The following is a 22693-nucleotide window of genomic DNA, read 5'->3' as shown; positions in this document are numbered from 1 at the left end:
TTGATGGATACGCAATTACGCATCGAGAACGTTGATAAAACGTTCGTGTTATATAACCAGCAGGGCACACGATTGCCGGTTTTCCATGACATCAGCCTGTCCGTGAAAGGCGGTGAATGTGTGGCGCTGCACGGGCATTCAGGCAGTGGCAAATCCACGCTACTGCGTTCCCTGTACGGCAACTATCAGCCTGATGGCGGGCACATTTGGGTACGCCATCGCGAACGCTGGGTCGATATCGTCAACGCGGACGCCCGCCATGTGCTGGAAATCCGTCGTGAAACCGTGGGCTGGGTCAGCCAGTTTCTGCGCGTCATCCCACGCATTAGCACGCTGAACGTGGTCATCCAGCCTTTGCTGGAACGCGGTATGTCTCGTCAGGAAAGCGAGATTCGTGCCGGTGAACTGCTGACGCATCTGAACGTCCCTGAACGGCTTTGGTCGCTCGCGCCCGCTACCTTTTCCGGCGGTGAACAGCAGCGCATCAATATTGCTCGCGGGTTTATTGGTGATTACCCGATTTTGCTGTTAGACGAACCGACAGCGTCGCTGGATGCCAAAAACCGACTGGCTGTCACACAGCTCATTAACAATGCGAAAGACAAAGGGTGTGCCATCGTCGGTATCTTTCACGATGACGAAGTGCGTCAGGAGGTTGCCGATCGCCTGTATACGATGTCAGTGAACGCCATGTCGATGAACACGCTGCCGATAGCTTCCAACGCTCAGGAGACCGCAAATGATCATTAATAACGTCAATATGGTGCTCTCACGGGAAATCATTCATGGCTCACTGGAAGTGCGCAACGGCGTGATCCACCACATCAGCGACAGACCCAGCCGTCATCCCGGTGCGCTGGATGGCGAACAGGCCTGGCTCCTGCCGGGGCTTGTCGAGCTACATACGGATAATCTCGATAAGTGTTTTACGCCGCGCCCCGGCGTTAACTGGCCTGCTGAAGCGGCGATGCGCAATCACGACGCGTTGATTATCTCCAGCGGGATCACCACCGTGCTGGATGCCGTCGCGGTGGGGGACGTGCGCGATGGTGGGCATCGGCTTGAGAACCTGCGGCGCATGACGGATGCGGTATTGCACAGCCAGCAGCACGGCACCAATCGGGCGGATCATCATTTGCATCTGCGCTGTGAACTGCCGCATCAGGATACCTTTCCCCTCTTTGAGCAACTGGCGGATATTCCGCTGGTCGCGCTCGCGTCATTGATGGATCACTCTCCGGGACAGCGGCAATTTTCCTCTCAGGAGAAATATCATCAGTATTACAAAGGCAAGTATCACCTCAATGATGAACAAATGGCCGCGTTTGAGGAGGAGCAACTAGCCGGTTCACGCCGTTGGTCGCAGCCGAACCGCGAGGCCATTGTCCGTCTTTGTCACGACAGAGGCATCACTCTGGCCAGCCATGACGATGCGACGCCGGAACATATCAGCGAAGCGCATCAGCATCGCGTCGCCATTGCCGAATTCCCTACCACCGAGATCGCGGCGCAGCAGGCACATGGCGTTGGCATGAATGTGCTCATGGGTGCGCCGAATGTTATCTGCGGCGGCTCACATTCCGGCAATGTGTCGGCACATCATCTGGCGACGCTGGGCGTGCTCCACATCCTCTCTTCGGACTATTATCCGGCCAGCCTGCTGGAGGCGGCGTTCATGATTGCAGAGGATGAACGCAATGATTACGACTTGCCGCGAGCGATGGCGCTGGTCAGCCACAACCCCGCTCAGGCGCTGCAATTTGACGATCGCGGCTGTATTGAAGAAGGGCGACGAGCCGACCTGCTGCTCGTCAAACGGCACGCGCCGCAGATGAAGCTGATGCGCGTGTGGCGTCAGGGCGTGCGGGTATTCTGATCATGCCGAAACTCATCTACCTCATTGGGCCTTCCGGCGCAGGCAAAGACAGCCTGCTGCGGGCGATTCGTCAACTGGCGCTGCCCCGACTGCTGGTGGCGCACCGGTACATTACCCGTCCCGCTGAAATTCAGGGAGAGAACCATATTGCGCTGACCCCAGAGGAATTCGCGAACCGTCAGCAGCTTGGTCTCTTCGCGCTCTATTGGCAGGCGCATCAGTGCCATTATGGTATCGGGATAGAGATTGATGACTGGCTACAGCGGGGGAATGACGTCATCGTGAATGGCTCGCGGGCTTACCTGACTCAGGCGCGTGAACGCTATGGCAACACGCTGTTTCCGATATGTTTGACTGTCTCGACATCGGCACTGCGAGAGCGGCTACGCGCCAGAGGACGGGAAAGTGAACAGCAAATTGCCACGCGTTTGCAGCGGGCGGAAGAAGAACAAAGCCGCTTAGCAAACGATTGTGTTTTATTGAATAACGACGGCGATCTGCAACGCACCTTATCCACCTTTCGGTCGCTGCTGCCGTTCGACTGCGCTTGTGAGACGCGCAGCGAACGATAGGCCGAGTGGCAAACGCACCGGAGAGCAGGAGAAAACCGATGGCAGCAAATATGGCAGCAAATAGTGACGGGATTGTTTTTCACTTTCTGGGAACTGGCGGCGCACAGCAGGTTCCCGCCTTTGGCTGCGAATGTGAGATTTGTCAGCAGGCGCAACGCGATGAAAAAAAACGGCGTCGTGCCTGTAGCGCGGCAATCACAACACAAAACCGGATCATCCTGATTGATGCCGGATTGCCCGAACTCGCGCCGTATCTGCTTCCCTATCCGATCCGGCATATTTTGTTGACCCACTATCACATGGATCACGTTCAGGGATTATTTCCCCTGCGCTGGGGCTATGGCGATCCCATTCCGGTCTTTGGCCCCCCGGATGAAGCGGGCTGCGACGATCTCTTTAAGCACCCTGGGATTCTGCATTTTCAGCCGCCTCTGATACCTTTCCAGCCCTTCGAACTGGACGGCATCAGGTTCACGCCAGTTCCCCTAATCCATTCCAAATTAACCTACGGTTACCTCATCCAGACACCGACGCAGACGCTGGCCTACCTGACCGACACCATCGGCCTACCGCCCGAAACCGCTCAATTTCTCTCCGTCCACACGCTGGACTATGCGATTGTCGACTGCAGCCACCCTCCCCAAACGACGCCACCACGTAACCACAATGACATCACCCATGCGCTGGAAATTTTTACTCAGCTAAACCCCAAACAGCTGTACCTGACCCACATCGGCCACGAACTGGATCGCTGGCTCCAAACGCAAACGCTGCTGCCTGAGAACGTTCAGGCGGCGTATGACGGGCTGGTGTTGGGGTTGTAGGGTTGGGGGGATCGTCGGGCGAGGCTTGTGAGCGGACTCGCAAGCCTTAATGTGGGAGAACGCAATAGCGTATTAAATGACTCAGTGACCGTGAACAGTCAATCCTACCAACCGTGTAACAATAGGACGGACAATCAGTATGCAAACAAAAGCGGCTGGCATGGCAACCTGATAGGCATTCATCACATTTTCCATGTAATGTGGCCCCATTCCAAATTCGGCCAGAATGATGACCAGACACATCAGAAATGCCATGATGGTCGCCATATAAAGAGCAAATACGTAGGGTAAAGTGTGCTTCGGTAAGCGGAATCGCGGGGTATTTTTAGCAACAGCATTAGTCATCAAGTTATCCTGGTTAACAACGGTGAGTGAAACGGCTGCTAACCTATCAAGCTAACCAAGACGGCAGTAGAGCCGTTATGCTTTAATCATTATTAAATAAAAGTAACGAATCAAGCGTTGGGGATAATATGGATGTGTTAGGGCTGATTAGCAATTTTATCCGTGTGGTGGAGAACGGCAGCATTGCCGCTGCGGCACGAGCTAAAGGTATGAGCCCGGCGGCGGTAAGCCAGAGCCTTTCCCGGCTTGAGACACATTTGGGCGTGCGCCTGATATCGCGCACCACTCGTAGCATGACATTAACCGAAAACGGTAAACGTTATTTCGAGAAAGTACGTCATATTCCACATGACATTGAGCTCGCCTCGCAGGCTGCTGCGAGTGAAACCAAACTGCAAGGTCCGCTTTGCATCGCGACGACTGCCGCGTTTGGTCGGTACGTTATCGCTCCACTGATGCCTGCTTTCAAAGAATCTTTCCCCGATATTGATATCGAACTGATTAGTACCGATCGCAACGTCAACCATCGGTTGGAAGGCGTTGACGTCAGTATCCGCATCGAGGCACAGCTAAACGATCAACTGATTGCCAGAAAAATCGCATCGCTGCCATTTATCTTCTGCGCGGCCCAGGCCTATCTGGATCGTGCGGGTACCCCTCAGACTCCCGAAGAACTCAGCCAGCACGCCTGTCTGGTTTTCCGCTATCCCACAGATGGGCGTTTTCTTCCCTGGACATTTATGGTCAATGGGCAACCTGTTAACGTGAAGCTCAACCCCAAATTCATCAGTGATGATATTGATATTATTGCAAAAATAGCAGAAAACGGAGGCGGTGTTACCCGTTTGGCAAGCTTTGTTGCCCAACCGTTGATAGACAGTGGTCAACTCACGCCTTTGTTCTGCTCAGACCGCAGTAACGGTAACCACGTAGAGTCTTTACCGATGAATATTTATGCCTGTGTCAATGAACGTTCGGCACTGAATTCAAAGGTAAGGGCATTTATTGCGTTTTTAGAAGCTGAGATTTAAGGCGATGGCGCAGCGATTTTCTGCGTAAATACCGTTAAATGTAGGCTCAGTGCTAGGCTGGTTTCTTTGAATTAGTGGTGCTGGATTCGGGGTTATACTTACTGTTAATTATTGGTTTTTTCACAAGAAAATGGTGTTTTAGCGGCCTGTAGTGTCGTTATGTGTGGGGTAGTTCCACACATAACGCTCGTAACTCCACGTATAGCGGGGCTAACAATCTACATTTTGGAACGGGTGTTTCGAGATAATGCATCGAAATCATTGTGATAAATATATTGATTTAACTGATATTTTTTATTGTTTTTTGAGATGTTTCTAGGCGTCAGTTGAGATAACTAAACATCATGGCTCAATTCAATCTCTTTAAGCTTCTGAGTCCAGGCTAAAAATGTTGTTCCAGAACCTTCTCAAGCTTACCTACTGCCGCGCTAAATTTGGCCGGATTTTTAGCATGTAAAGCCGATAAATTACGCTGTTTCCAGCGAATGGCGGGAAGATGTTGAATATCAGGATAGCGATACAGCGACCAGTCAGGGTTGTTTTGCTTATAGCTGAGTAAGAATTGCCGGTCCTGAGCGGTAAAATGAGATTTCAACGCCTGCGGCAGTAGAGTCGCTACTGATAACAGCGATTCCAGTGAGGTTTCCTGCTGCGTCATACCTGAAAATTCCTGTGCGTATAGTGTGGCGATCCGCGATGTGTCCCAATTCGGTGCCAGCAGTTCGGCAATAGGGCGAGGATGTCCTGCCAGATAGCAAAGAAAACCATCAAAAATCTCACGCGTCATGCACGGTTTTTCCAGCATATTCAGTACATCAAATAGATCGCGCGGATGCTGGCGGTCAAGCGCAGCGCAGATTTTACCGCCGTAAAGATCTGCCAGAGAGACAACGCTCATGGTGGTGAAGCCGTATTCCATTTCCACTTGCTCACATACCGGCATTTCTGCTGGGGGCAACAGCAGCCCACGCCAGACTGGGCTGACTTCAATCTTTATCTGCGCATCAGCGGTATTAACGATGATGCGTTTTTCATCGGCTTTATTCTCCTGCTGGATCGCAGTGATCCCCTGTCTGCCGTTCAGCGATTCCGTAATACGCATCAATGCATCGTCAATACCGATTAGATCGGTATCACGATCTATGAAGGTTTGATAAACCAGATCGATATCTACCGATAGACGAGGAAAATCCTGCACAAATAAATTAATTGCTGTGCCGCCTTTCAGCGCGAAGCAGGGCTCCTTCGCCACATACGGCAGGGAGGTCATTAACAGCTTGACCTGTCGGGCATAAATATCACGCTGATCCATCTTCGACTCCTTCCGATTTAAACTCCCTGGGAACAGTGATCTGGTAATCCGGTTCCAGCCAGCCGCCGGGGATAATTTGCCGCTTTCCAGCGCCTGTTTCTATACCACTTTTATCGAGATACTGAAAATAAGGATGTCCATTGCGCTGGGCAAGGTAGAGCATCACCCGGTTGGTTTTTACCGAATGGCTGGCTGAGAGTAGCGCCTGTAATTTACGCGGGCTGAGAAGGTTTAGCCCCTGAAACAATGCATCTGCATGCTCAAACGATATTTGTGCGGGAACGCCGCTGGCGATTTCGTATGCGGCAAGTTCTGGCACGCTGCCAGTCAGCCGCCGATCGCCGATTCTCAGTTCTGTCGTGAATGGCATCACATCAACTGACAGGCCTGATGTATAGAGCACGACAAAGGTGGCGGATGGTTTAAAGGCGGTGAACCATCCCGGTAGCTTTATATAAGCCGGGAGCGTGAGCCAAATTTGAGGTTTGCCCAGTTCGGTATAATGGGAATAGCCCTGTAGCGCAAGGCTGGTCAGCCCTGCTACCCGCACAGGTTTTTCCCATTGAGTTTGCAGGCAGTAAACCGCATCCACCCAGTCTGGTTCACGACCCGTCCGGCAGTAAACGCCATGAGCGATCCGCCTGAGCCAACCGTTTTGGACATAGACGTAAGAGAGCTTACGGTCTATGCCGTTGCGGGTAAGCCATGACTGTAGCAACACCTGACCGGGCAGGGTGTTTTGCATCAGCCAGTTTAGATAATTTGTCAAATGTCGCCTCTGAATAGACAATTTTGAAAATTATTAAACTATCTTAGGTTCATCCGTTCTGCATAACAAGATTGAGTTTAATTATTTCATGATATGTCGCCTTTAAATCGACATATTATTAAAAATATAAACCTTGGATGGTAACGGGTACCCTCAGCTCAACTGATGGTGGGCTACGTGTTACCGCAAAATATGGCGCGGACGTTGACCGTGCTGTTGGGGGAACTGGTTCGCCATTTTGCCGTAGGGCTGAAAGCACCGCGCTGGGTTCGTACTGCGGACGGCGTGAAGTTTATTGATGAGGTGGCCGAATGAATCAACAAGACTGGCATCCCGCCGATATTATTGCGGCGCTGAAAAAGCGGGGAACATCGCTGGCGGCGGTTTCGCGTAACGCTGGGTTAGCGTCTTCCACGCTGGCAAATGCGCTGAAAAGGCACTGGCCCAAAGGGGAACGGCTGATTGCGGAAACGTTAGGTTCATCACCTGAACAAGTATGGCCGTCACGCTATAACACATAGCCGAACCCACTTCAGAACCCAATCCCCATAAGCAAAAAACCAGCCGTTAGGCTGGTTTCTTTAAATTAGTGGTGCCCGGACTCGGACAAACGCCGGAGGCGTTGAACAGCGTGCTTGTCGCGCTGGCCCTGAAAGGGTGAGTCGCTTGCGACGAATAATCGAACGGTGTTCGATGAAGAGTCCACACGCCATAAACGAAAAACCCCCGCCAAAGGCGAGGGTTAAGAATTAGTGGTGCCCGGACTCGGAATCGAACCAAGGACACGAGGATTTTCAATCCTCTGCTCTACCGACTGAGCTATCCGGGCAACGGGGCGCATTAAACCTTAATCCCGTATGATCGTCAACCCTATTTAGGGAAAAGCTGTTCAACTGCTTAACTTTACGGCAATCTGATCGGGTAGGCGTCGATTTTGCACAAATCTTCCAGAATTGATGCCTATGAACGGGTAATGCTGATAGCGAAAAGAGGGGAGCGAGATGGCGAACGACTGGCTTGAGCTACGTCAGCATGCAGATACGGGAATTGAGACGATCAAGGCGCATTTTGAAGGGCACGCCTACGATCCGCACTGGCACGACAGCTACCTTGTGGGGGTGACGCTTTCCGGTACGCAGCAGTTTCACTGTCGCCGTGAGCGACACCGGAGTCGTCCGGGTGACGCTTTCTTGCTGGAACCGGGTGAAATCCACGACGGTGACGCGCCGGTAGATGGCGGGTTTACCTATCTGACGTTCTACCTCGATGAACAGTGGCTGACCAATGCGCTGCACGGCTTATATGCGTCCACGCCAAGAAATTACTCGCTTCATTTTGCGCAAACACTCACGCGTGATCCACATCTGGTTCGTTCGATTGGCGACACGTTCGTCACGCTTCACAACGATGAAATGAAAATTGTGCAGCAGAGCGCCATGGATAACCTGCTCTCACAGATTACCGCACATTGTCACTGGCGAAAAAGGTTACCCTCGCAGCTGCAAAGCACGGCGGTGGCCCATCGCGCACGCGATTATCTTTATGCGCATCTGGGCGAAAATATCGGTCTGTCTGACCTCGCGCGGGAGACGGGCACCGATCGCTTCACGCTGACACGTTGCTTTAAACGTGAATTTCATCTGGCTCCGCACGCTTGGTTGATCCAACTGCGTTTAGCGAAAGCACGGCAGTTATTGGCATGCGGCGATCAGCCTGCCGACGTGGCTGCGACCTTAGGTTTCTCCGATCAAAGCCATCTTGGTCGTTGGTTTCAGCGGGCGTATCGGATCTCGCCCGCCCATTACCGTCGGTTGTGCACAAACCTTCCAGACGTTTCCAGAAAATAGCGGCACAGTCAGGGCTCTTCAAAAAGGAGTGTCCTGTGAGTTTGATGCCGTTTCTGCTGTTTGCATTTGTCGCCTCGATAACGCCGGGGCCAACAAATATCCTGATTTTAACCAATAGCCAGCGCCATGGCGTGAGAAACACGCTACCTGCGGTGGTCGGTGCCTGTGTGGCAGCAAGCGCTATCGTCCTGATTTCCGGTGCTGGCGCGGGAGAGATGCTGCGTCAGTATCCGGTGGTTCGTCAGGTGATGAGCTGGGCGGGTGTGCTGTGGCTAAGCTGGATGAGCTGGCAGTTATTCAGGGCACCTGCGACTAATCTCTCTGGCGAATCACACAACCGGTTTACGGCTCGTGCTGCGGCGTTGTTACAGGTGATTAACCCGAAAACGTGGATGATGGCATTGGCTGTCGTGAGTTTGTTCGCCCCAGCGGGGGAGCATGCATTGCGGGAGATCTCGATAATGGCGCTGTGGTTTTTGATTATCTCGATGGCCTGTTTGGTGTGCTGGGCAGGGCTGGGGAAGGCCGTAAACAGGGTGTTTCGCACCACCGTTGCAATGGTGCGCTTTCAGCGCCTGATGGCGCTGTGTCTGTTCATTTCCGCCTGGGCAGGCATGCTCGCTTAGGTCAACGCGCCGTTTTTGCGGCACAGCGCAAAGCGTAAGACATCTTCTGCCAGCCGCTGCGCGGTGGCGATGCTGGCGGCCTGATGCTTGACCAGCAGGTTGCTCAGGCAGCCTTCCAGAATCAATTCCATCTGCTGTGCCACCATCTCAGGATCGTCGGTTTCCAGCTCTTCCAGCAAATCGCGGGTGTACTGGTAAGACGCCAGCTTCTGCTGTTCCGCAATCTGGTGGATAGGGTGATTGATATCAGGGAAGAAGCTGCACGCCGCAATAAACAAGCAGCCCGGATAACGCTGTTTGTTCACCGACTCGTGCAGTACCTGATAGCGTGCCAGCAGCTTTTGCTCGATGCTTTTCTCGTCGTCCAGGAGAAGCTGACGCCGCCAGGTATCGACCTGCTGGCTATGGTGGCGCAGGCCGTCGTACAGCAGTGCCTCGCGATCCGGCCAGAATGGCGTCAGTTCCTCTACCGGAACGCCTAGCCTCTCCGCCAGCATATCCAGCGTCGTCATGGCAAAGCCGTGCTGCTCCAGCAGAGTAAGCGCATGTTCAAGAACATCTTCCCGTTGCATTAGGTCTCCTCCAGAAGCACATATAACGTGTTGTTTATGGGCTGAATTTCTGTAAATGTGCCTGAAATTGTTCAGCATTCATAAAACCGGTGACGCGCGAGCCGGGGATCTCTTTCCCCTGAGCGTCAAAGAATACGATGGTCGGCAGCCCTAAAACTTGTAGCTTTTTCAGCAGCGCGTTTTGTTCTTCGCGGTTAGCGGTGACGTCCGCCTGTAGCAGCGTGATGCGCGACAGATGGTTTTGCACCGCCGGGTCGCTGAACGTGTATTTCTCGAACTCTTTGCAGGCAACGCACCAGTCAGCGTAAAGATCGAGCATAACAGGCTGAGCGCTCTTTGCCAGCGCACTGTTGAGATCGGCAATATTGGCGACAGGGGCGAAGTTCAGTGCTGAGGTATGCGCTTGCGCCACGCCAGCCGGAGGAAATGCCCAGTCTTGCAGCGGCTTGGCGCTGATCACCACGCCTGCCAGCAGCAGTAGCTGTACGCCACGCATCCAGCCTTTGCTGCTGCGCAGCGTCAGCATGAGCGCCCAGCCGAAGAAGGCGATGCCGAGTGCACTCCACAGCCGCATTCCCCATGTCTCGCCCAGAATGCGTTCAAGCAGGAAGACGGGGAGCGCCAGAATAATGAAACCAAACGCTTCCTTAACGTACTGCATCCACGGGCCGCTGCGCGGCAGCAGTTTGTTGCCGAACAGCGTGACCAGAATGAGCGGTAAACCCATGCCAAGCGCGTAGAGATAAAGTGTGCCGCCACCTGCCAGCATGTTGCCGCTCTGGGCGATGTAAAGCAGGATGGCGCTGAGCGGCGCGGTGGTGCAAGGGGAACAAATTAACCCAGCCAGCGCGCCCATGCAGAATACGCCAGTAACGGAGCCGCCTTGCTGACGGTTGCTCCACTCTGTCAATCGGGTCTGTACCGATGACGGGAGCTGGAGCGTATACAGGCCAAACATGGACAGCGCGAGTGCGGCAAACATCACCGACAGGCCAATCAAAATATAGGGATGCTGGAGCGCGGCCTGAAAGCGTAAGCCGGCGGCGGCGACAACCAGCCCGAGCAGCGTGTAGGTCAGCGCCATGCCCTGAACGTAGGTCATCGACAGCAGTAGCGTTCGGCGCGGCGTCAGCTGTTCTTTTCTGCCCAGCACCAGACTGGCAATCAGCGGGTACATCGGCAGGACGCAAGGTGTGAAGGCGACGCCGATACCAATCAACAGCGCCCACCACGGCGAGAACGGCATCGGCGTGGTCTGTGGCGGTGGCGTTTGGGCTGATGCGGTATTCGATGTGTCTGTGCCTGAGTTAGCCAGCACCTGACTGAGAGGAACAACGCGCGTTTCCGGCGGATAGCAGAAACCAGCATCGGCGCAGCCTTGATAGGTGACTTTAACGGTCGCGCCGCTCTCGGCCTGTTGAATGGGAACCGTTAGCGCCAGCCGATCCCGCAGGATAAAGACTTGACCGAAGAATTCGTCGTTATGGCTTTCACCCTGTGGCAGTTCCACCTTGCCAAGCGTGGCACCGTTCCCTTCGATCTTGATTTGCGCGCGGTACAGGTAGTAATCGGGATGGATATCCCAGCGCAGGTTGAGTTGGTTATCCTGCTGCTGAAACTCAAAGGCGAAAGCACTATCGACCGGCAGAAACCGTGACGTCGTGCTGTTGCCAAACAGTTTCTGACCGAAAGAAGAGGCGGCCACATTCGGTGTGCCGAAAGCCGTCCATAACAGGAAAATCAGCGTAAAGATGCGTTGAGCCATGTCAGATAATCGCTATCGCCCCCGGATACCGGCAGAACTAACAGCTCCGGCGTATCGTAAGGGTGTTGTTGTTTCAGGTGAGTCAGCAGGGCTTGCTGATGTGAGGTATCGCTTTTTATCAGCATTTGTACTTCTGATTGCTGTTCGAGCTTGCCTTCCCAGTAGTAGAGCGAACGTGCGCCGGGCAGCAGGGTGACGCAGACGGCGAGTCGCGTTTCCAACAGCGAGTCGGCAAGCCGTTGCGCGCAGGCGTCGTCAGGTGCGGTACATAATATGACGACAGCATCGCAAAGCGGGCGGTCAGACATCACATCCTCCGTGTCAGATGAACAAATTCCAGACAACCAGAGCTACACTATACCTTGCTTTATTGTTTGAAGGGAATGCGGCGGATCGACGAGTTAAGTCGATCCGCGAAGTGCTGCCTGAAAGGCAATTTTTAGATCAGGATGCTGCCGAGGATGAAACCAAATATCACCGATAGCGTAATCGCCATCACGCCCGGAATCAGGAAGGAGTGGTTAAACACAAACTTGCCGATGCGCGTTGAGCCGGTGTCGTCCATCTCTACGGCGGCTAACAGCGTCGGATAAGTTGGTAGCACGAACAGCGCGGAAACGGCAGCAAAAGACGCCACGGCCGTGACCGGAGACACGCCCAGCAGCAGCGCAGCAGGCATCAGTGCTTTTGCTGTTGCCGCCTGCGAGTAAAGCAGCGTGGCAGCGAAGAACAGCACGACGGCCAGCATCCACGGGTAGCTTTGCAGCAGTGCACCAGCGGTATCCTGAATATCGGAAATGTGCGCTTTAACAAAGGTATCGCCCAGCCAGGCCACGCCCATCACGCAGATACAGGCGCTCATGCCGGACTTAAACGTGCTGGCAGAGAGGATGCGCGCGGTGTCGATTTTGCAGGTGATGCAAATCAGCGTGGCGATCGTCAGCATAAAGACCACAATCGCTTCGTTACGTGGCAGAACCGGATTCTGAATCAGCCCAACCGTGCCGCTGATCGCCGTGGCATACAGCACGACAGCGACGATGCCGATCAGAAACAGCATCACGGAAAGTTTGGCGCCCGGTTTGATCTCATGCTGGCTATTGCCGCGCAGCGTGGTTTCACCTTTTTTCAGACGTTCCTGATAAATCGGATCGTCTTTCAGCTCTTTGCCCAGGAAGTTGGTCACAATTGCCGTCAGCAGGATTGCGGCGAGCGTGGTTGGAATACAAATGCCCAACAGCAGCAGATAGCTGACGCCGTGCGGCTCAAGAATACCGGCGACAAACACCACCGCCGCCGAGATCGGCGAGGCAGTAATGGCGATTTGCGAGGCAACGACGGCAATCGAAAGCGGACGAGAAGGGCGAATACCCTGCTCTTTGGCGACTTCGGCGATAACCGGCAGGGTGGAAAACGCGGTGTGTCCAGTCCCAGCCAGAATCGTCATGAAGTAGGTGACCAGCGGCGCGAGAAAGGTGACGTATTTCGGGTGTTTACGCAGCAGTTTCTCCGCCAGACTGACCAGATAATCCATTCCGCCCGCCACCTGCATTGCGGCGATGGCGGCGATAACGGCCATGATAATTTCAATGACATCAAAAGGGATTACGCCGGGCTTTATCTGAAACCCCAGCGTAAGAACAAGCACTCCCAGGCCACCGGCGAAACCAATGCCGATGCCTCCCAGTCGTGCCCCCAAATAGATGGCGAGCAGAACGATCAGTAACTCAAGACCAAGCATGACTATGCTCCTTAATTAATAAAAAAATTCAATCTACTCGTCATACTTCAAGCTGCTTGTGCGTTGGCAATACTCGACTCATCACGGAGTCTCGCCCTGAAGGGCCGCCGCAAGCGGCGTTCAAATCGGCTAAGCCGATTTGTCCTTACTCACCCCAGTCACTTACTCGTGTAAGCTCCTGGGGATTCATGCGGTTGCCGCCTTCACGCAACTCGAATTATTTAGAGTACATAACTTATTCTTATGGCCGTAGACGGCAAAAAATAAAGGCACGGCGTTCTTCGTGAACGGACGTGCCTGTTGGTATTAGGTGTTGGTGTTAGGGAAGCTCGTTTTCATCGGTGTAGCGTTTGGCTTTGTACGCCGGATGCATCAGGTTCTGGATGGAGAAAATGTCATCCAGTTCGGCTTCCGTCAGCAGGCCACGCTCCAGGACAACTTCACGCACGCTTTTCCCCGTTTCCGCGCAGATTCTGCCGACGATATCGCCGTTGTGGTGGCCGATGAACGGGTTCAGGTACGTCACAATTCCGATGGAATTGAAGACATAGGCTTCACAGACGCTCTTATTGGCGGTGATGCCGTTGACGCATTTCTCCAACAGGTTGTAGCAGGCGTTGGTCAGAATGTGGGTCGATTCAAACATTGCCTGACCGATGACCGGCTCCATCACGTTTAGCTGTAATTGCCCGGCTTCTGACGCCATCGTGACGCAGGTGTCGTTACCGATGACCTTGAAGCACACCTGATTGACGACTTCCGGCACGACCGGATTCACCTTGGCGGGCATGATCGAGGAACCCGCTTGTAGCTCCGGCAGGTTGATTTCATTCAGGCCTGCACGAGGGCCGGAAGAGAGCAGACGCAGGTCATTACAGATCTTTGACAGCTTCACGGCCAGACGCTTCAGCGAACTGTGTACCATCACATAGGCACCGCAGTCTGACGTGGCTTCGATCAAATCTTCTGCTGGCACACAGGGCAGACCGCTGACTTCCGCCAGACGCTGCACCGCCAGTTGCTGATAGCCGTCTGGCGTGTTCAGGCGCGTACCAATTGCGGTCGCGCCCAAATTGACCTCAAGCAGCAGTTCCGACGTGCGCAGCAGATTTTTGATTTCTTCCTGCAACAGCACGTTAAACGCATGAAATTCCTGGCCGAGCGTCATCGGTACGGCGTCCTGCAACTGGGTGCGGCCCATTTTCAGCACGTCTTCAAATTCTTTGGCTTTGCGCTCGAACCCATCGCTCAACTTCGCTATCGCCTCCGTCAGCTTCAGGACGGACGCGTAGACCGCGATACGAAATCCGGTGGGGTAGGCGTCATTGGTGGACTGGCATTTGTTCAGGTGATCGTTGGGGTTCAGATACTGGTATTCGCCTTTCTGGTGGCCCATTAACTCCAGACCAATATTGGCTAATACTTCGTTGGTATTCATATTGACCGACGTGCCAGCGCCCCCTTGATAGACATCGACCGGGAACTGATCCATGCATTTGCCGTTATTCAGCACTTCATCGCAGGCGCGGATGATGACGTCGGCGATTTTTTTCGGGATAGTTTGCAGCTCTCTGTTAGCCAAGGCCGCGGCTTTCTTCACCATGACCATACCGCGCACGAACTCGGGTATGTCACTGATTTTATTGTTACTGATGTAGAAATTCTCGACGGCGCGCAGCGTGTGAACGCCATAATACGCGTCTGCGGGAACTTCTCGGGTGCCTAACAGGTCTTCTTCAATACGGATGTTTTCTGACATGAGAGTGCTTATCCTGTTGTGCGACTAGTGATGCAACTAGACGTTGTGGGCTGGTGTGTCGGGCGGCGTTATCTTGGGAAACTGTTATTTCAGAAAAACAGCTATTTCAGAAAATACAGTGTAGCCTCGGATAAACCGTCTTATCGCGGCAATAGTCTCGGGATGTTTGACCAACCAGGTATCCATTGCCGTGAGGATATGTCGTTACGACAGCGAAAAACAGGTGTTTAGATCACTATACTGGCGTTCTCTACCACGACGGTAAATGAACTGTGACTGTAGTCACGAGTCACTATTTTAGAACAATAATCGTAGGGCGGCGGCTTGAAAATGCGCAAAGCCGTACCCATTTCAGTAAATCATGATGTGCCGGATCGCAGAGCAGGCGCGCATTTTACCTAATCCATTGGTAGTAAATCCGATGGGTGGTAAAGCGTACTGGGTTTTCAATAGCGATGGCTTAACACGTTCTGATTAACAGACGTTTTTATTAAAACAGTACGCGTAAAACACACAGGAGTACCGGGTGCGCTGGTTACCGTTATTACTTATTTTTCTTTTGGCTTACATCGAGATATCGCTGTTTATTCAGGTGGCTGAGGTGCTTGGCGTCGCCATGACGCTGTTGCTGGTTGTCTTCACGTCCTGCGTGGGCGTCTCGCTGGTGCGTAATCAGGGGATGAAAACGCTGGTGCAGATGCAGCAGAAAATGGCGGCAGGTGAAAGCCCGGCGGCCGAGATGGTAAAAAGCGTTTCACTGGTGCTGGCGGGCTTCCTGCTCCTGATTCCGGGCTTCCTGACTGACTTTTTGGGGTTGTTGTTACTGCTGCCGCCGGTGCAAAAAAGGCTGACGCTCAAACTGATGCCCCACTTGCATGTCTGGCGTTCTGGTCCCGGAGCTGGCCCTGGTGCGTCGTCTTCCGGCGGTAACACCTTTGAAGGTGAATATCAGCGCAAGGATGGTGGGCGCGCAAATATTGAACACCGTGACGATAGTGACAACCGTTAACGTCAAGACGAACTGAAAAGCAGATAAGGATTATCATATTGATAATCCTTATTTTTTATCAGAATTCAGCGACAGGCAGACGCCTAACGCAAAAAAAATGAATTTTTTCCCTTGAAGGGTGGTGAAACGCCCCCACTTAGAACACCACAAGGCCGATTATGAAAAGCATAATCGTTATGAAACATAGTTGTTATGAAGACATAGTCGGCGTTTATCCTAAACCGATATGGACTTTCTCAAAGGAGAGCTATCAATGAATATTCGTCCATTGCATGACCGCGTGATCGTCAAGCGCAAAGAAGTTGAGTCAAAATCTGCTGGCGGTATCGTACTGACTGGTTCCGCTGCTGGTAAATCTACCCGCGGTGAAGTTCTGGCCGTAGGTCACGGACGTATCCTGGAAAATGGCGAAGTGAAGCCGCTGGATGTGAAAGTTGGCGACATCGTTATTTTCAATGATGGCTATGGCGTGAAAGCAGAGAAGATTGATAACGAAGAAGTGTTGATCATGTCTGAAAGCGACATTCTGGCAATTGTTGAAGCGTAATTGCGCGTAATCATCTGAACTGAAAGAATTTGAGGGAAATAGACCATGGCAGCTAAAGACGTAAAATTCGGTAATGACGCTCGCGTGAAAATGCTGCGCGGCGTAAATGTACTGGCTGATGCAGTGAAGGTTACCCTGGGCCCGAAAGGCCGTAATGTCGTGTTGGATAAATCCTTCGGTGCACCGACCATTACTAAAGACGGCGTATCTGTTGCGCGTGAAATCGAGCTGGAAGACAAGTTCGAGAACATGGGCGCACAGATGGTGAAAGAAGTTGCCTCTAAAGCGAATGACGCAGCAGGCGACGGCACCACGACCGCAACCGTATTGGCGCAGGCTATCATCACTGAAGGCCTGAAAGCTGTTGCAGCGGGCATGAACCCGATGGATCTGAAGCGCGGTATCGATAAAGCCGTTATCGCCGCTGTTGAAGAGCTGAAAGCACTGTCTGTACCGTGCTCTGACTCTAAAGCTATCGCTCAGGTTGGTACCATCTCTGCTAACTCCGACGAAACCGTAGGCAAAATGATTGCCGAAGCTATGGACAAAGTCGGTAAAGAAGGTGTGATCACCGTTGAAGAAGGTACCGGTCTGCAAGACGAGCTGGACGTGGTTGAAGGTATGCAGTTCGACCGTGGCTACCTGTCTCCGTACTTCATCAACAAGCCGGAAACCGGTGCTGTAGAACTGGAAAGCCCGTTCATTCTGCTGGCTGACAAAAAAATCTCCAACATCCGCGAAATGCTGCCAGTACTGGAAGCGGTAGCGAAAGCCGGCAAACCGCTGGTTATCGTTGCTGAAGATGTTGAAGGCGAAGCGCTGGCAACGCTGGTGGTTAACACCATGCGTGGCATCGTGAAAGTTGCTGCGGTGAAAGCGCCGGGCTTCGGCGACCGTCGTAAAGCAATGCTGCAAGATATCGCGACGCTGACTGGCGGTACTGTTATCTCTGAAGAGATCGGTCTGGAGCTGGAAAAAGCGACGCTGGAAGATCTGGGTCAGGCAAAACGCGTTGTGATCAACAAAGACACCACTACCATCATCGATGGTACGGGTGAAGAAGCTGCGATCCAGGGCCGTGTTGCTCAGATCCGTCAGCAGGTTGAAGAAGCAACGTCTGATTACGACAAAGAAAAACTGCAGGAGCGTGTGGCTAAACTGGCTGGCGGCGTAGCCGTTATCAAAGTTGGCGCAGCAACTGAAGTTGAAATGAAAGAGAAGAAAGCACGCGTTGAAGATGCTCTGGCTGCGACTCGCGCCGCGGTAGAAGAAGGCGTGGTTGCGGGTGGTGGTGTTGCGCTGGTTCGCGTTGCAGCTAAACTGGCTTCTCTGACTGCTCAAAACGAAGACCAGAACGTGGGTATCAAAGTTGCGCTGCGCGCGATGGAAGCTCCACTGCGTCAGATCGTTTCCAACGCTGGCGAAGAGCCATCTGTGGTTGCGAACAGCGTTAAAGCAGGCGAAGGTAACTACGGTTACAACGCAGCAACTGAAGAATACGGCAACATGATCGACTTCGGTATCCTGGATCCAACCAAAGTCACCCGTTCTGCGCTGCAGTTCGCGGCTTCCGTTGCTGGTCTGATGATCACCACCGAATGTATGGTTACCGACCTGCCGAAAAGCGATGCACCTGACTTAGGTGGCGCTGGTGGTATGGGCGGCATGGGTGGTATGGGCGGCATGATGTAATGTGACACCTTGTTGCCGGAAGCCATTTTCTGGTGACAGGAGTCAGGTTACAGAAGCTCGTCTTTCTGTCCTTCAAAGAGCACTATCTGGTCGCGAGACTGGGTGGTGCTTTTTTTATGCACTGCATTGCTGAAATGTTGCCGTATCGTTGATGAATGCGTTTATCGCGTGTTATCGGGGGAAGCATTCTGCGCTACAATGGCGAAGTTACTTTATTTACGAATACCTTTTTATTCAAAACAACCCTGTTCGGAGTAGGGACAATGTCTGACGATGCGTCTACGCTTCTGCGCTCTATTTCCTGGTTTACTGAGCCCCCTTCGGTATTACCTGAGCACATTGGTGACTGGCTGATGGAAACCGGCTCCATGACGCGGCGACTTGAAAAATATTGTGCCCAACTGAAGACCATCCTGTGCAGTGAGAAATTCATTACGCCACAGGCGCTGGGCGAAGAACGCGAACAGCTGCCGTACAGTGAACGTTACTGGCTGCGTGAAGTGGTGCTGTATGGTGACGATCGTCCCTGGCTTTTTGGCCGTACCATTGTTCCGCAACAGACGCTCGACGGCACGGATTCAGCCCTGACGAAAATAGGCAATCAGCCGCTAGGCCGTTACTTGTTTGGGCAAAAGGCGCTGACGCGTGACTATATTCATACCGGATGCAGTGAAGGCTTATGGGCGCGGCGTTCCCGTCTGTGTGTCTCGGGTTATCCGTTACTGTTGACCGAGCTTTTCTTACCGGAATCACCGATTTATTTCAGCCGGTGATGAAGGTTGGCAGGTAATTTGAGGAGATAAATCCTTGGAAAGAAGTGTTACAGCAGGGAAATGGCTGGCTTATTGTCGCTTGATGCGAATTGATAAACCGATAGGTTCTCTGTTGCTGCTGTGGCCAACGCTATGGGCGCTGTGGCTAGCGGGAGGCGGGGCACCTGCACCGTGGACGCTGTTTGTTTTTGTCGCTGGCGTTTTCTTGATGCGTGCGGCGGGCTGCGTCATCAATGATTATGCCGATCGCCATTTTGACGGCCATGTAAAACGTACCGCTTCTCGCCCATTGCCCAGCGGTGAGGTGAGCGAACGAGCGGCCAAGGTGCTGTTTGTCGTGCTGGTCTTGTTGGCGTTTGGCCTGGTGCTGACGCTGAATAAGATGACGATCTGGCTGTCCGTTGCGGGGCTGGTTCTGGCGTGGGTCTACCCGTTCATGAAACGGGTCAGCCATCTTCCTCAGTTTGTGCTGGGCGCGGCGTTTGGCTGGTCAATCCCGATGGCTTACGCGGCGGTGAGTGAAAGCCTGCCAGCGAGCTGCTGGATGATGTTTGTCGCGTATATTTGCTGGACGGTCGCCTACGATACCCAATATGCGATGGTGGATCGTGATGACGACCTGAAGATCGGCGTGAAATCTACCGCGATCCTATTTGGCCGGTTTGACAATATTATCATTGGGTTGCTGCAGTTCAGTATGCTGGCGTTGCTGCTGGCGTTGGGCATCACCACCGGATTAGGAATGCCATACACTATTTCGCTGCTGGTGGCTGCGGGGATGTTTGTTTACCAGCAAACCCTGACCGCTGGGCGCGAGCGTGATGCCTGTTTCAAAGCCTTTCACAATAATAAATACGCGGGTATGGCGATATTCATTGGCGTACTGTTTGGCCTATAGGGCTAACCGACAGAGACAAAAAAAGCAGCGATTTCTCGCTGCTTTTTTTATGATGGAATGCTCAGAAGTGCTTGTCATGCCAAACGTATTCACGGCTTGATGGCGGCGCGTCGTCCGCCATTTTCCCGTGATTGTCCGGTTAATCCTGCTTTGTCTCTTCGAGCTTTTCTACCGGCTGACTATTGGTTTCCACCTGACTGGCGGCTTCCATTTCAGCGGATGAGCTGGCGCTTTCGATAGTCAACCGCACTTCCGGGGTGATCAGATCGCCGAGGATATTGTAGATTGCCACGATATCGCCTTGTGCCGCTTCCGCACTGTCGGTGATATATCCTTCTGTACGTAAGGTCGCGACCAGCGTTGAGAACACCGCTTTATCAAAGAATTCCGGCGCGTTGATACCGTGCAGGACGGACAGACGCTGCGCCATGTTCCGGCTTTCTTTCTCCAGCGTTCCACGGTTGATCCCTGGGTTCGCACACAGTAAAGACAGCGTGATTGCATAGCGTTGCAGCGTTTCACGCACGCCTGCTGACAGCAGTTGCAGCGTACGGATGCGCGGCGGATTGATGGCTAATTGACCGTCACGGCTGCACAGTAGCTCTTGTCGAATCAGTTCATTAGCCAACGTCTCCAGCACGTCCGGCAACTGCTCTTTGGAATAGTGCAGGAACAGCTCAGCTTGCAGCAGCGGATAGATCAGCGCGATTTGCCGTACTACTTCGGCAAGCGTAATCCGGCGATGGTGGATGACGATGCTGGCGATCAGCGACGGCAAGACCAACAGGTGCTGGATGTTATTGCGGTAGTACGTCATCAGTACCGCCTGCTCGCGCGGCAGAATGATGATATCGCCAATGCTATCCTTCTCGACTTCAAACTTGTTCATGCCCAGCGCGTGTTCCAGCAGTTCATCCGCTGTCTTCTTCGGTGCCGTAATATCTTTGTGATAAGGCACCTGGCGCAGCAGCTGGAGGTAGCAATCCAGCTGTTCGTGCATTTGTTCACGCGTCAGCGAGCGCTGGCGCGAGGCTAACAAGGCCGTAGAGCACAGGTTCATCGCATTTGCTGCCGCAGAATTGTTGATGCGCACCATGATATCCATAGAGATATCCTGCACCGTCGGCGTTAGCCAGCTCGGGCGCTGTGCTTCAATCGGATCAATCGCGTCACGCCATTGCGGAACATGCTGGTTCAGATAGGTTGTCAGCGGGAGAGGTTCACCGAAGTTCACGTATCCCTGGCCGAGATTACGCAGTTTGCGTAAACCGCGCACCATCTGCATAAAGCCTTCTTTTTCCTTCACTGCACCGCGCAGCTCTTTCGCATAGGTGCCGACTTCCATCACATGCTCGTAACCGACATAAATCGGTACCAGCGTGATAGGGCGTGTACCGCCTCTCAGCATGGCCTGAATGGTCATCGCCAGCGTACCGGTTTTCGGCTCTAACAGACGGCCTGTGCGTGAACGTCCGCCTTCCATGAAGTATTCAACCGAATAACCGCGGGCAAACAGCTCACCCAGATATTCACGGAAAATCGTGGAATACAGTTTGTTGCCTTTGAAGGTACGGCGAATAAAGAACGCGCCAAGACGGCGGAAGATCGGCCCTGCTGGCCAGAAATTCAGGTTGATGCCGGCGGCGATATGCGGCGGCACTAAGCCTTGATGGTACAGGACGTAGGATAGCAGCAGATAATCCATGTGGCTGCGGTGGCAGGGCACGTAGACAATGCCGTGACCATCCTGCGCCAACTGGCGAACGCGTTCGGCGTTGTGGACGTTAATCCCCTGATAAAGGCGGTTCCACGTCCAGCTTAATACGCGATCCGATAGACGCACGGCTTCGTAGGAGAAGTCAGCGGCGATTTCTTCCATCAGCGCAATAGCGTTCTGCTGCGCTTTCTCAGTAGAAATCTTCTTACTGCGCGCCTCGTCGTCCACGGCTTTCTTGATCGCTTTGGAATCCAGCAGCTTGTTAAATAGCTCCTGACGCACCGGTAAACGTGGTCCAACTGCCGCCAAACGTTGGCGGGAGAAGTGCATACGTGCGACACGCGCCAGTTTGTGGGCTATGGTTTTGTCAGTACCATGCTCGGTCGCCATATAGCGTAGCGATACCGGGCTGGAGAAGCGGACAAAGCTGTCGCGGCCTAGCCACAGGACGGCGAAGAATTTCTCGATACCGTTGAGCAAGCGCAGGTGTGGTGCGGCCTGAGCGTGGCCTTCCCGACCCGGAGAACGCCCAAACATCACAGAAACCGGCACCATCTGTACGTCTAAATCTGGATTGGCACGATGCAAATCCAGGTAGTCGTGGAACAGCTTGACGGATTTCTGTTTGGGAACGTAATAGCGGAAGACGCGCGGCCCGTCATTGATAAAGACGTGGCTAGGCAGTTCGACGCCATTGAATTCGAACGACTGCGAGGGATCGGGTAGCCCCAATGCCAGGCATTTCGCTCGTAGCGTCAAGAGATCCGCCTGAGAGTTATAAGGCAGAACATAGAGTATAGGACGTGAGGGGTCTAACCCCAGCTCGACCACCGGATCTGCGGGAATAACTTTGCTCTTCACCAGCAGTTTCAGTGGGAGATTCAATAATTTATAGTAAATTTTACGCCAACCTGACATAACAACATGGAGCCTCTTGTTAGCAATGCGCCGCAAGGATACCAGAAACTGCGCCGGAGATCTGTGGTGATGAGACAACGTAAGCGCGTTAAAATGCGAA

23 protein-coding genes and 1 tRNA gene are annotated in these 22693 nt (G+C 53.2%); 14 read left to right on the top strand and 10 right to left on the bottom strand.

Annotation, left to right across the window (positions count from 1 at the left end; genetic code table 11):
- The first annotated feature begins 3 nt into the window (after window positions 1–3).
- The 4 genes from phnL (at window position 4) to phnP (ending at window position 3272) form a co-directional block, all read left to right on the top strand.
- Entirely contained in the window at window positions 4–750 is a 747-nt protein-coding gene (phnL, locus tag MYB54_RS18990) for a phosphonate C-P lyase system protein PhnL (RefSeq protein WP_014914048.1), read from the top strand.
- The gene (gene phnM, locus MYB54_RS18985; RefSeq protein ID WP_248721205.1) at window positions 740–1876 is read left to right on the top strand and encodes an alpha-D-ribose 1-methylphosphonate 5-triphosphate diphosphatase; all 1137 of its coding nucleotides are present in this window, start codon (window positions 740–742) and stop codon (window positions 1874–1876) included. Before phnL ends, phnM begins: the two co-directional genes overlap by 11 nt.
- Before the next feature lie 2 nt (window positions 1877–1878).
- Window positions 1879–2448, top strand: a complete 570-nt coding sequence (phnN, locus tag MYB54_RS18980; RefSeq protein WP_043901802.1) for a ribose 1,5-bisphosphokinase — start codon at window positions 1879–1881, stop codon at window positions 2446–2448.
- A 71-nt stretch (window positions 2449–2519) separates the two neighbouring features.
- The gene (gene phnP / locus MYB54_RS18975; RefSeq protein WP_371928299.1) at window positions 2520–3272 is read left to right on the top strand and encodes a phosphonate metabolism protein PhnP; all 753 of its coding nucleotides are present in this window, start codon (window positions 2520–2522) and stop codon (window positions 3270–3272) included.
- 81 nt (window positions 3273–3353) lie between these two features.
- Here phnP and MYB54_RS18970 read toward each other — a convergent pair whose 3' ends face one another.
- Window positions 3354–3617 (bottom strand): DUF2798 domain-containing protein, encoded by a 264-nt coding sequence (locus MYB54_RS18970; RefSeq protein WP_012773200.1) that lies wholly within the window; start codon window positions 3615–3617, stop codon window positions 3354–3356.
- A 128-nt stretch (window positions 3618–3745) separates the two neighbouring features.
- On the opposite strand from MYB54_RS18970, the gene MYB54_RS18965 reads away from it, so the two are divergent.
- Window positions 3746–4648 carry a LysR family transcriptional regulator gene (locus MYB54_RS18965; RefSeq protein ID WP_248721204.1) on the top strand — a complete coding sequence of 301 codons (903 nt, stop codon included), beginning with the start codon at window positions 3746–3748 and terminating at the stop codon, window positions 4646–4648.
- A 382-nt stretch (window positions 4649–5030) separates the two neighbouring features.
- On the opposite strand, the gene MYB54_RS18960 is transcribed toward MYB54_RS18965, so the two are convergent.
- Entirely contained in the window at window positions 5031–5960 is a 930-nt protein-coding gene (locus tag MYB54_RS18960) for a nucleotidyl transferase AbiEii/AbiGii toxin family protein (RefSeq protein WP_014914053.1), read from the bottom strand.
- Window positions 5947–6729, bottom strand: a complete 783-nt coding sequence (locus MYB54_RS18955) for a type IV toxin-antitoxin system AbiEi family antitoxin domain-containing protein (protein WP_014914054.1) — start codon at window positions 6727–6729, stop codon at window positions 5947–5949. Before MYB54_RS18955 ends, MYB54_RS18960 begins: the two co-directional genes overlap by 14 nt.
- 177 nt (window positions 6730–6906) lie before the next feature.
- Here MYB54_RS18955 and MYB54_RS18950 point away from each other — a divergent pair, with 177 nt between their 5' ends.
- Together MYB54_RS18950 and MYB54_RS18945 are read left to right on the top strand one after the other, a co-directional pair.
- Window positions 6907–7044, top strand: a complete 138-nt coding sequence (locus MYB54_RS18950) for a hypothetical protein (RefSeq protein WP_187290706.1) — start codon at window positions 6907–6909, stop codon at window positions 7042–7044.
- Window positions 7041–7250 carry a helix-turn-helix domain-containing protein gene (locus tag MYB54_RS18945; protein ID WP_014914056.1) on the top strand — a complete coding sequence of 70 codons (210 nt, stop codon included), beginning with the start codon at window positions 7041–7043 and terminating at the stop codon, window positions 7248–7250. Before MYB54_RS18950 ends, MYB54_RS18945 begins: the two co-directional genes overlap by 4 nt.
- A 232-nt stretch (window positions 7251–7482) precedes the next feature.
- Here MYB54_RS18945 and MYB54_RS18940 read toward each other — a convergent pair.
- Window positions 7483–7558: transfer RNA gene (locus MYB54_RS18940), tRNA-Phe, on the bottom strand.
- 172 nt (window positions 7559–7730) lie between these two features.
- On the opposite strand from MYB54_RS18940, the gene MYB54_RS18935 reads away from it, so the two are divergent.
- On the top strand, window positions 7731–8576 hold the full coding sequence (locus tag MYB54_RS18935; protein WP_014914057.1) for an AraC family transcriptional regulator: 846 nt from the start codon (window positions 7731–7733) through the stop codon (window positions 8574–8576).
- 35 nt (window positions 8577–8611) lie between these two features.
- On the top strand, window positions 8612–9202 hold the full coding sequence (locus MYB54_RS18930) for a LysE family translocator (protein WP_043901803.1): 591 nt from the start codon (window positions 8612–8614) through the stop codon (window positions 9200–9202).
- Here MYB54_RS18930 and MYB54_RS18925 read toward each other — a convergent pair.
- From MYB54_RS18925 to aspA, 5 genes are all read right to left on the bottom strand, one after another.
- Entirely contained in the window at window positions 9199–9774 is a 576-nt protein-coding gene (locus MYB54_RS18925) for a transcriptional regulator (protein WP_014914059.1), read from the bottom strand. The genes MYB54_RS18930 and MYB54_RS18925 overlap by 4 nt on opposite strands.
- 34 nt (window positions 9775–9808) lie before the next feature.
- On the bottom strand, window positions 9809–11539 hold the full coding sequence (locus MYB54_RS18920; RefSeq protein ID WP_248721203.1) for a protein-disulfide reductase DsbD: 1731 nt from the start codon (window positions 11537–11539) through the stop codon (window positions 9809–9811).
- Window positions 11515–11847 carry a divalent cation tolerance protein CutA gene (gene cutA, locus MYB54_RS18915; RefSeq protein ID WP_248721202.1) on the bottom strand — a complete coding sequence of 111 codons (333 nt, stop codon included), beginning with the start codon at window positions 11845–11847 and terminating at the stop codon, window positions 11515–11517. Before cutA ends, MYB54_RS18920 begins: the two co-directional genes overlap by 25 nt.
- Window positions 11848–11978: 131 nt before the next feature.
- Entirely contained in the window at window positions 11979–13280 is a 1302-nt protein-coding gene (locus MYB54_RS18910; protein WP_010286407.1) for an anaerobic C4-dicarboxylate transporter, read from the bottom strand.
- A gap of 319 nt (window positions 13281–13599) precedes the next feature.
- Window positions 13600–15039 (bottom strand): aspartate ammonia-lyase, encoded by a 1440-nt coding sequence (gene aspA, locus MYB54_RS18905; RefSeq protein ID WP_014914062.1) that lies wholly within the window; start codon window positions 15037–15039, stop codon window positions 13600–13602.
- 526 nt (window positions 15040–15565) lie between these two features.
- Between aspA and MYB54_RS18900 the strand changes: the two genes are divergently transcribed.
- The 5 genes from MYB54_RS18900 to ubiA all read left to right on the top strand — a co-directional run bounded on the left by MYB54_RS18900 (window position 15566) and on the right by ubiA (window position 19958).
- The gene (locus tag MYB54_RS18900; protein WP_010282891.1) at window positions 15566–16048 is read left to right on the top strand and encodes an FxsA family protein; all 483 of its coding nucleotides are present in this window, start codon (window positions 15566–15568) and stop codon (window positions 16046–16048) included.
- 253 nt (window positions 16049–16301) lie between these two features.
- Entirely contained in the window at window positions 16302–16595 is a 294-nt protein-coding gene (locus tag MYB54_RS18895; protein WP_005971295.1) for a co-chaperone GroES, read from the top strand.
- A gap of 45 nt (window positions 16596–16640) precedes the next feature.
- A complete protein-coding gene (gene groL / locus MYB54_RS18890) occupies window positions 16641–18287 on the top strand; it encodes a chaperonin GroEL (protein WP_010282899.1) in 1647 nt (548 codons plus the stop codon).
- Between the two features lie 263 nt (window positions 18288–18550).
- A complete protein-coding gene (gene ubiC, locus MYB54_RS18885; RefSeq protein WP_039282400.1) occupies window positions 18551–19060 on the top strand; it encodes a chorismate lyase in 510 nt (169 codons plus the stop codon).
- Between the two features lie 34 nt (window positions 19061–19094).
- Window positions 19095–19958, top strand: coding sequence for a 4-hydroxybenzoate octaprenyltransferase (gene ubiA, locus MYB54_RS18880; protein ID WP_039548101.1), 864 nt, complete (start codon window positions 19095–19097; stop codon window positions 19956–19958).
- A 139-nt stretch (window positions 19959–20097) separates the two neighbouring features.
- Here ubiA and plsB read toward each other — a convergent pair whose 3' ends face one another.
- Window positions 20098–22593 carry a glycerol-3-phosphate 1-O-acyltransferase PlsB gene (plsB, locus tag MYB54_RS18875; protein WP_248721201.1) on the bottom strand — a complete coding sequence of 832 codons (2496 nt, stop codon included), beginning with the start codon at window positions 22591–22593 and terminating at the stop codon, window positions 20098–20100.
- Window positions 22594–22693: the final 100 nt, after the last annotated feature.

The sequence above is a fragment of the Pectobacterium nicotianae genome, assembly GCF_023272715.1.
Classification (GTDB): Bacteria; Pseudomonadota; Gammaproteobacteria; order Enterobacterales; family Enterobacteriaceae; genus Pectobacterium; species Pectobacterium brasiliense.
Note: the sequence above shows the minus strand (reverse complement) of the source record. Positions and strands in the feature narration are given on the sequence as shown.

Excerpts from the sequence above, each read along its gene's own strand:
- phnL (WP_014914048.1), top strand. The coding sequence starts at position 4 with ATGGATACGCAATTACGCATCGAGAACGTTGATAAAACGTTCGTGTTA.
- phnM (WP_248721205.1), top strand. The coding sequence starts at position 740 with ATGATCATTAATAACGTCAATATGGTGCTCTCACGGGAAATCATTCAT.
- phnN (WP_043901802.1), top strand. The coding sequence starts at position 1,879 with ATGCCGAAACTCATCTACCTCATTGGGCCTTCCGGCGCAGGCAAAGAC.
- MYB54_RS18970 (WP_012773200.1), bottom strand. The coding sequence starts at position 3,617 with ATGACTAATGCTGTTGCTAAAAATACCCCGCGATTCCGCTTACCGAAG.
- MYB54_RS18965 (WP_248721204.1), top strand. The coding sequence starts at position 3,746 with ATGGATGTGTTAGGGCTGATTAGCAATTTTATCCGTGTGGTGGAGAAC.
- MYB54_RS18960 (WP_014914053.1), bottom strand. The coding sequence starts at position 5,960 with ATGGATCAGCGTGATATTTATGCCCGACAGGTCAAGCTGTTAATGACC.
- MYB54_RS18945 (WP_014914056.1), top strand. The coding sequence starts at position 7,041 with ATGAATCAACAAGACTGGCATCCCGCCGATATTATTGCGGCGCTGAAA.
- MYB54_RS18935 (WP_014914057.1), top strand. The coding sequence starts at position 7,731 with ATGGCGAACGACTGGCTTGAGCTACGTCAGCATGCAGATACGGGAATT.
- MYB54_RS18925 (WP_014914059.1), bottom strand. The coding sequence starts at position 9,774 with ATGCAACGGGAAGATGTTCTTGAACATGCGCTTACTCTGCTGGAGCAG.
- MYB54_RS18920 (WP_248721203.1), bottom strand. The coding sequence starts at position 11,539 with ATGGCTCAACGCATCTTTACGCTGATTTTCCTGTTATGGACGGCTTTC.
- cutA (WP_248721202.1), bottom strand. The coding sequence starts at position 11,847 with ATGTCTGACCGCCCGCTTTGCGATGCTGTCGTCATATTATGTACCGCA.
- MYB54_RS18910 (WP_010286407.1), bottom strand. The coding sequence starts at position 13,280 with ATGCTTGGTCTTGAGTTACTGATCGTTCTGCTCGCCATCTATTTGGGG.
- aspA (WP_014914062.1), bottom strand. The coding sequence starts at position 15,039 with ATGTCAGAAAACATCCGTATTGAAGAAGACCTGTTAGGCACCCGAGAA.
- MYB54_RS18895 (WP_005971295.1), top strand. The coding sequence starts at position 16,302 with ATGAATATTCGTCCATTGCATGACCGCGTGATCGTCAAGCGCAAAGAA.
- groL (WP_010282899.1), top strand. The coding sequence starts at position 16,641 with ATGGCAGCTAAAGACGTAAAATTCGGTAATGACGCTCGCGTGAAAATG.
- ubiC (WP_039282400.1), top strand. The coding sequence starts at position 18,551 with ATGTCTGACGATGCGTCTACGCTTCTGCGCTCTATTTCCTGGTTTACT.
- plsB (WP_248721201.1), bottom strand. The coding sequence starts at position 22,593 with ATGTCAGGTTGGCGTAAAATTTACTATAAATTATTGAATCTCCCACTG.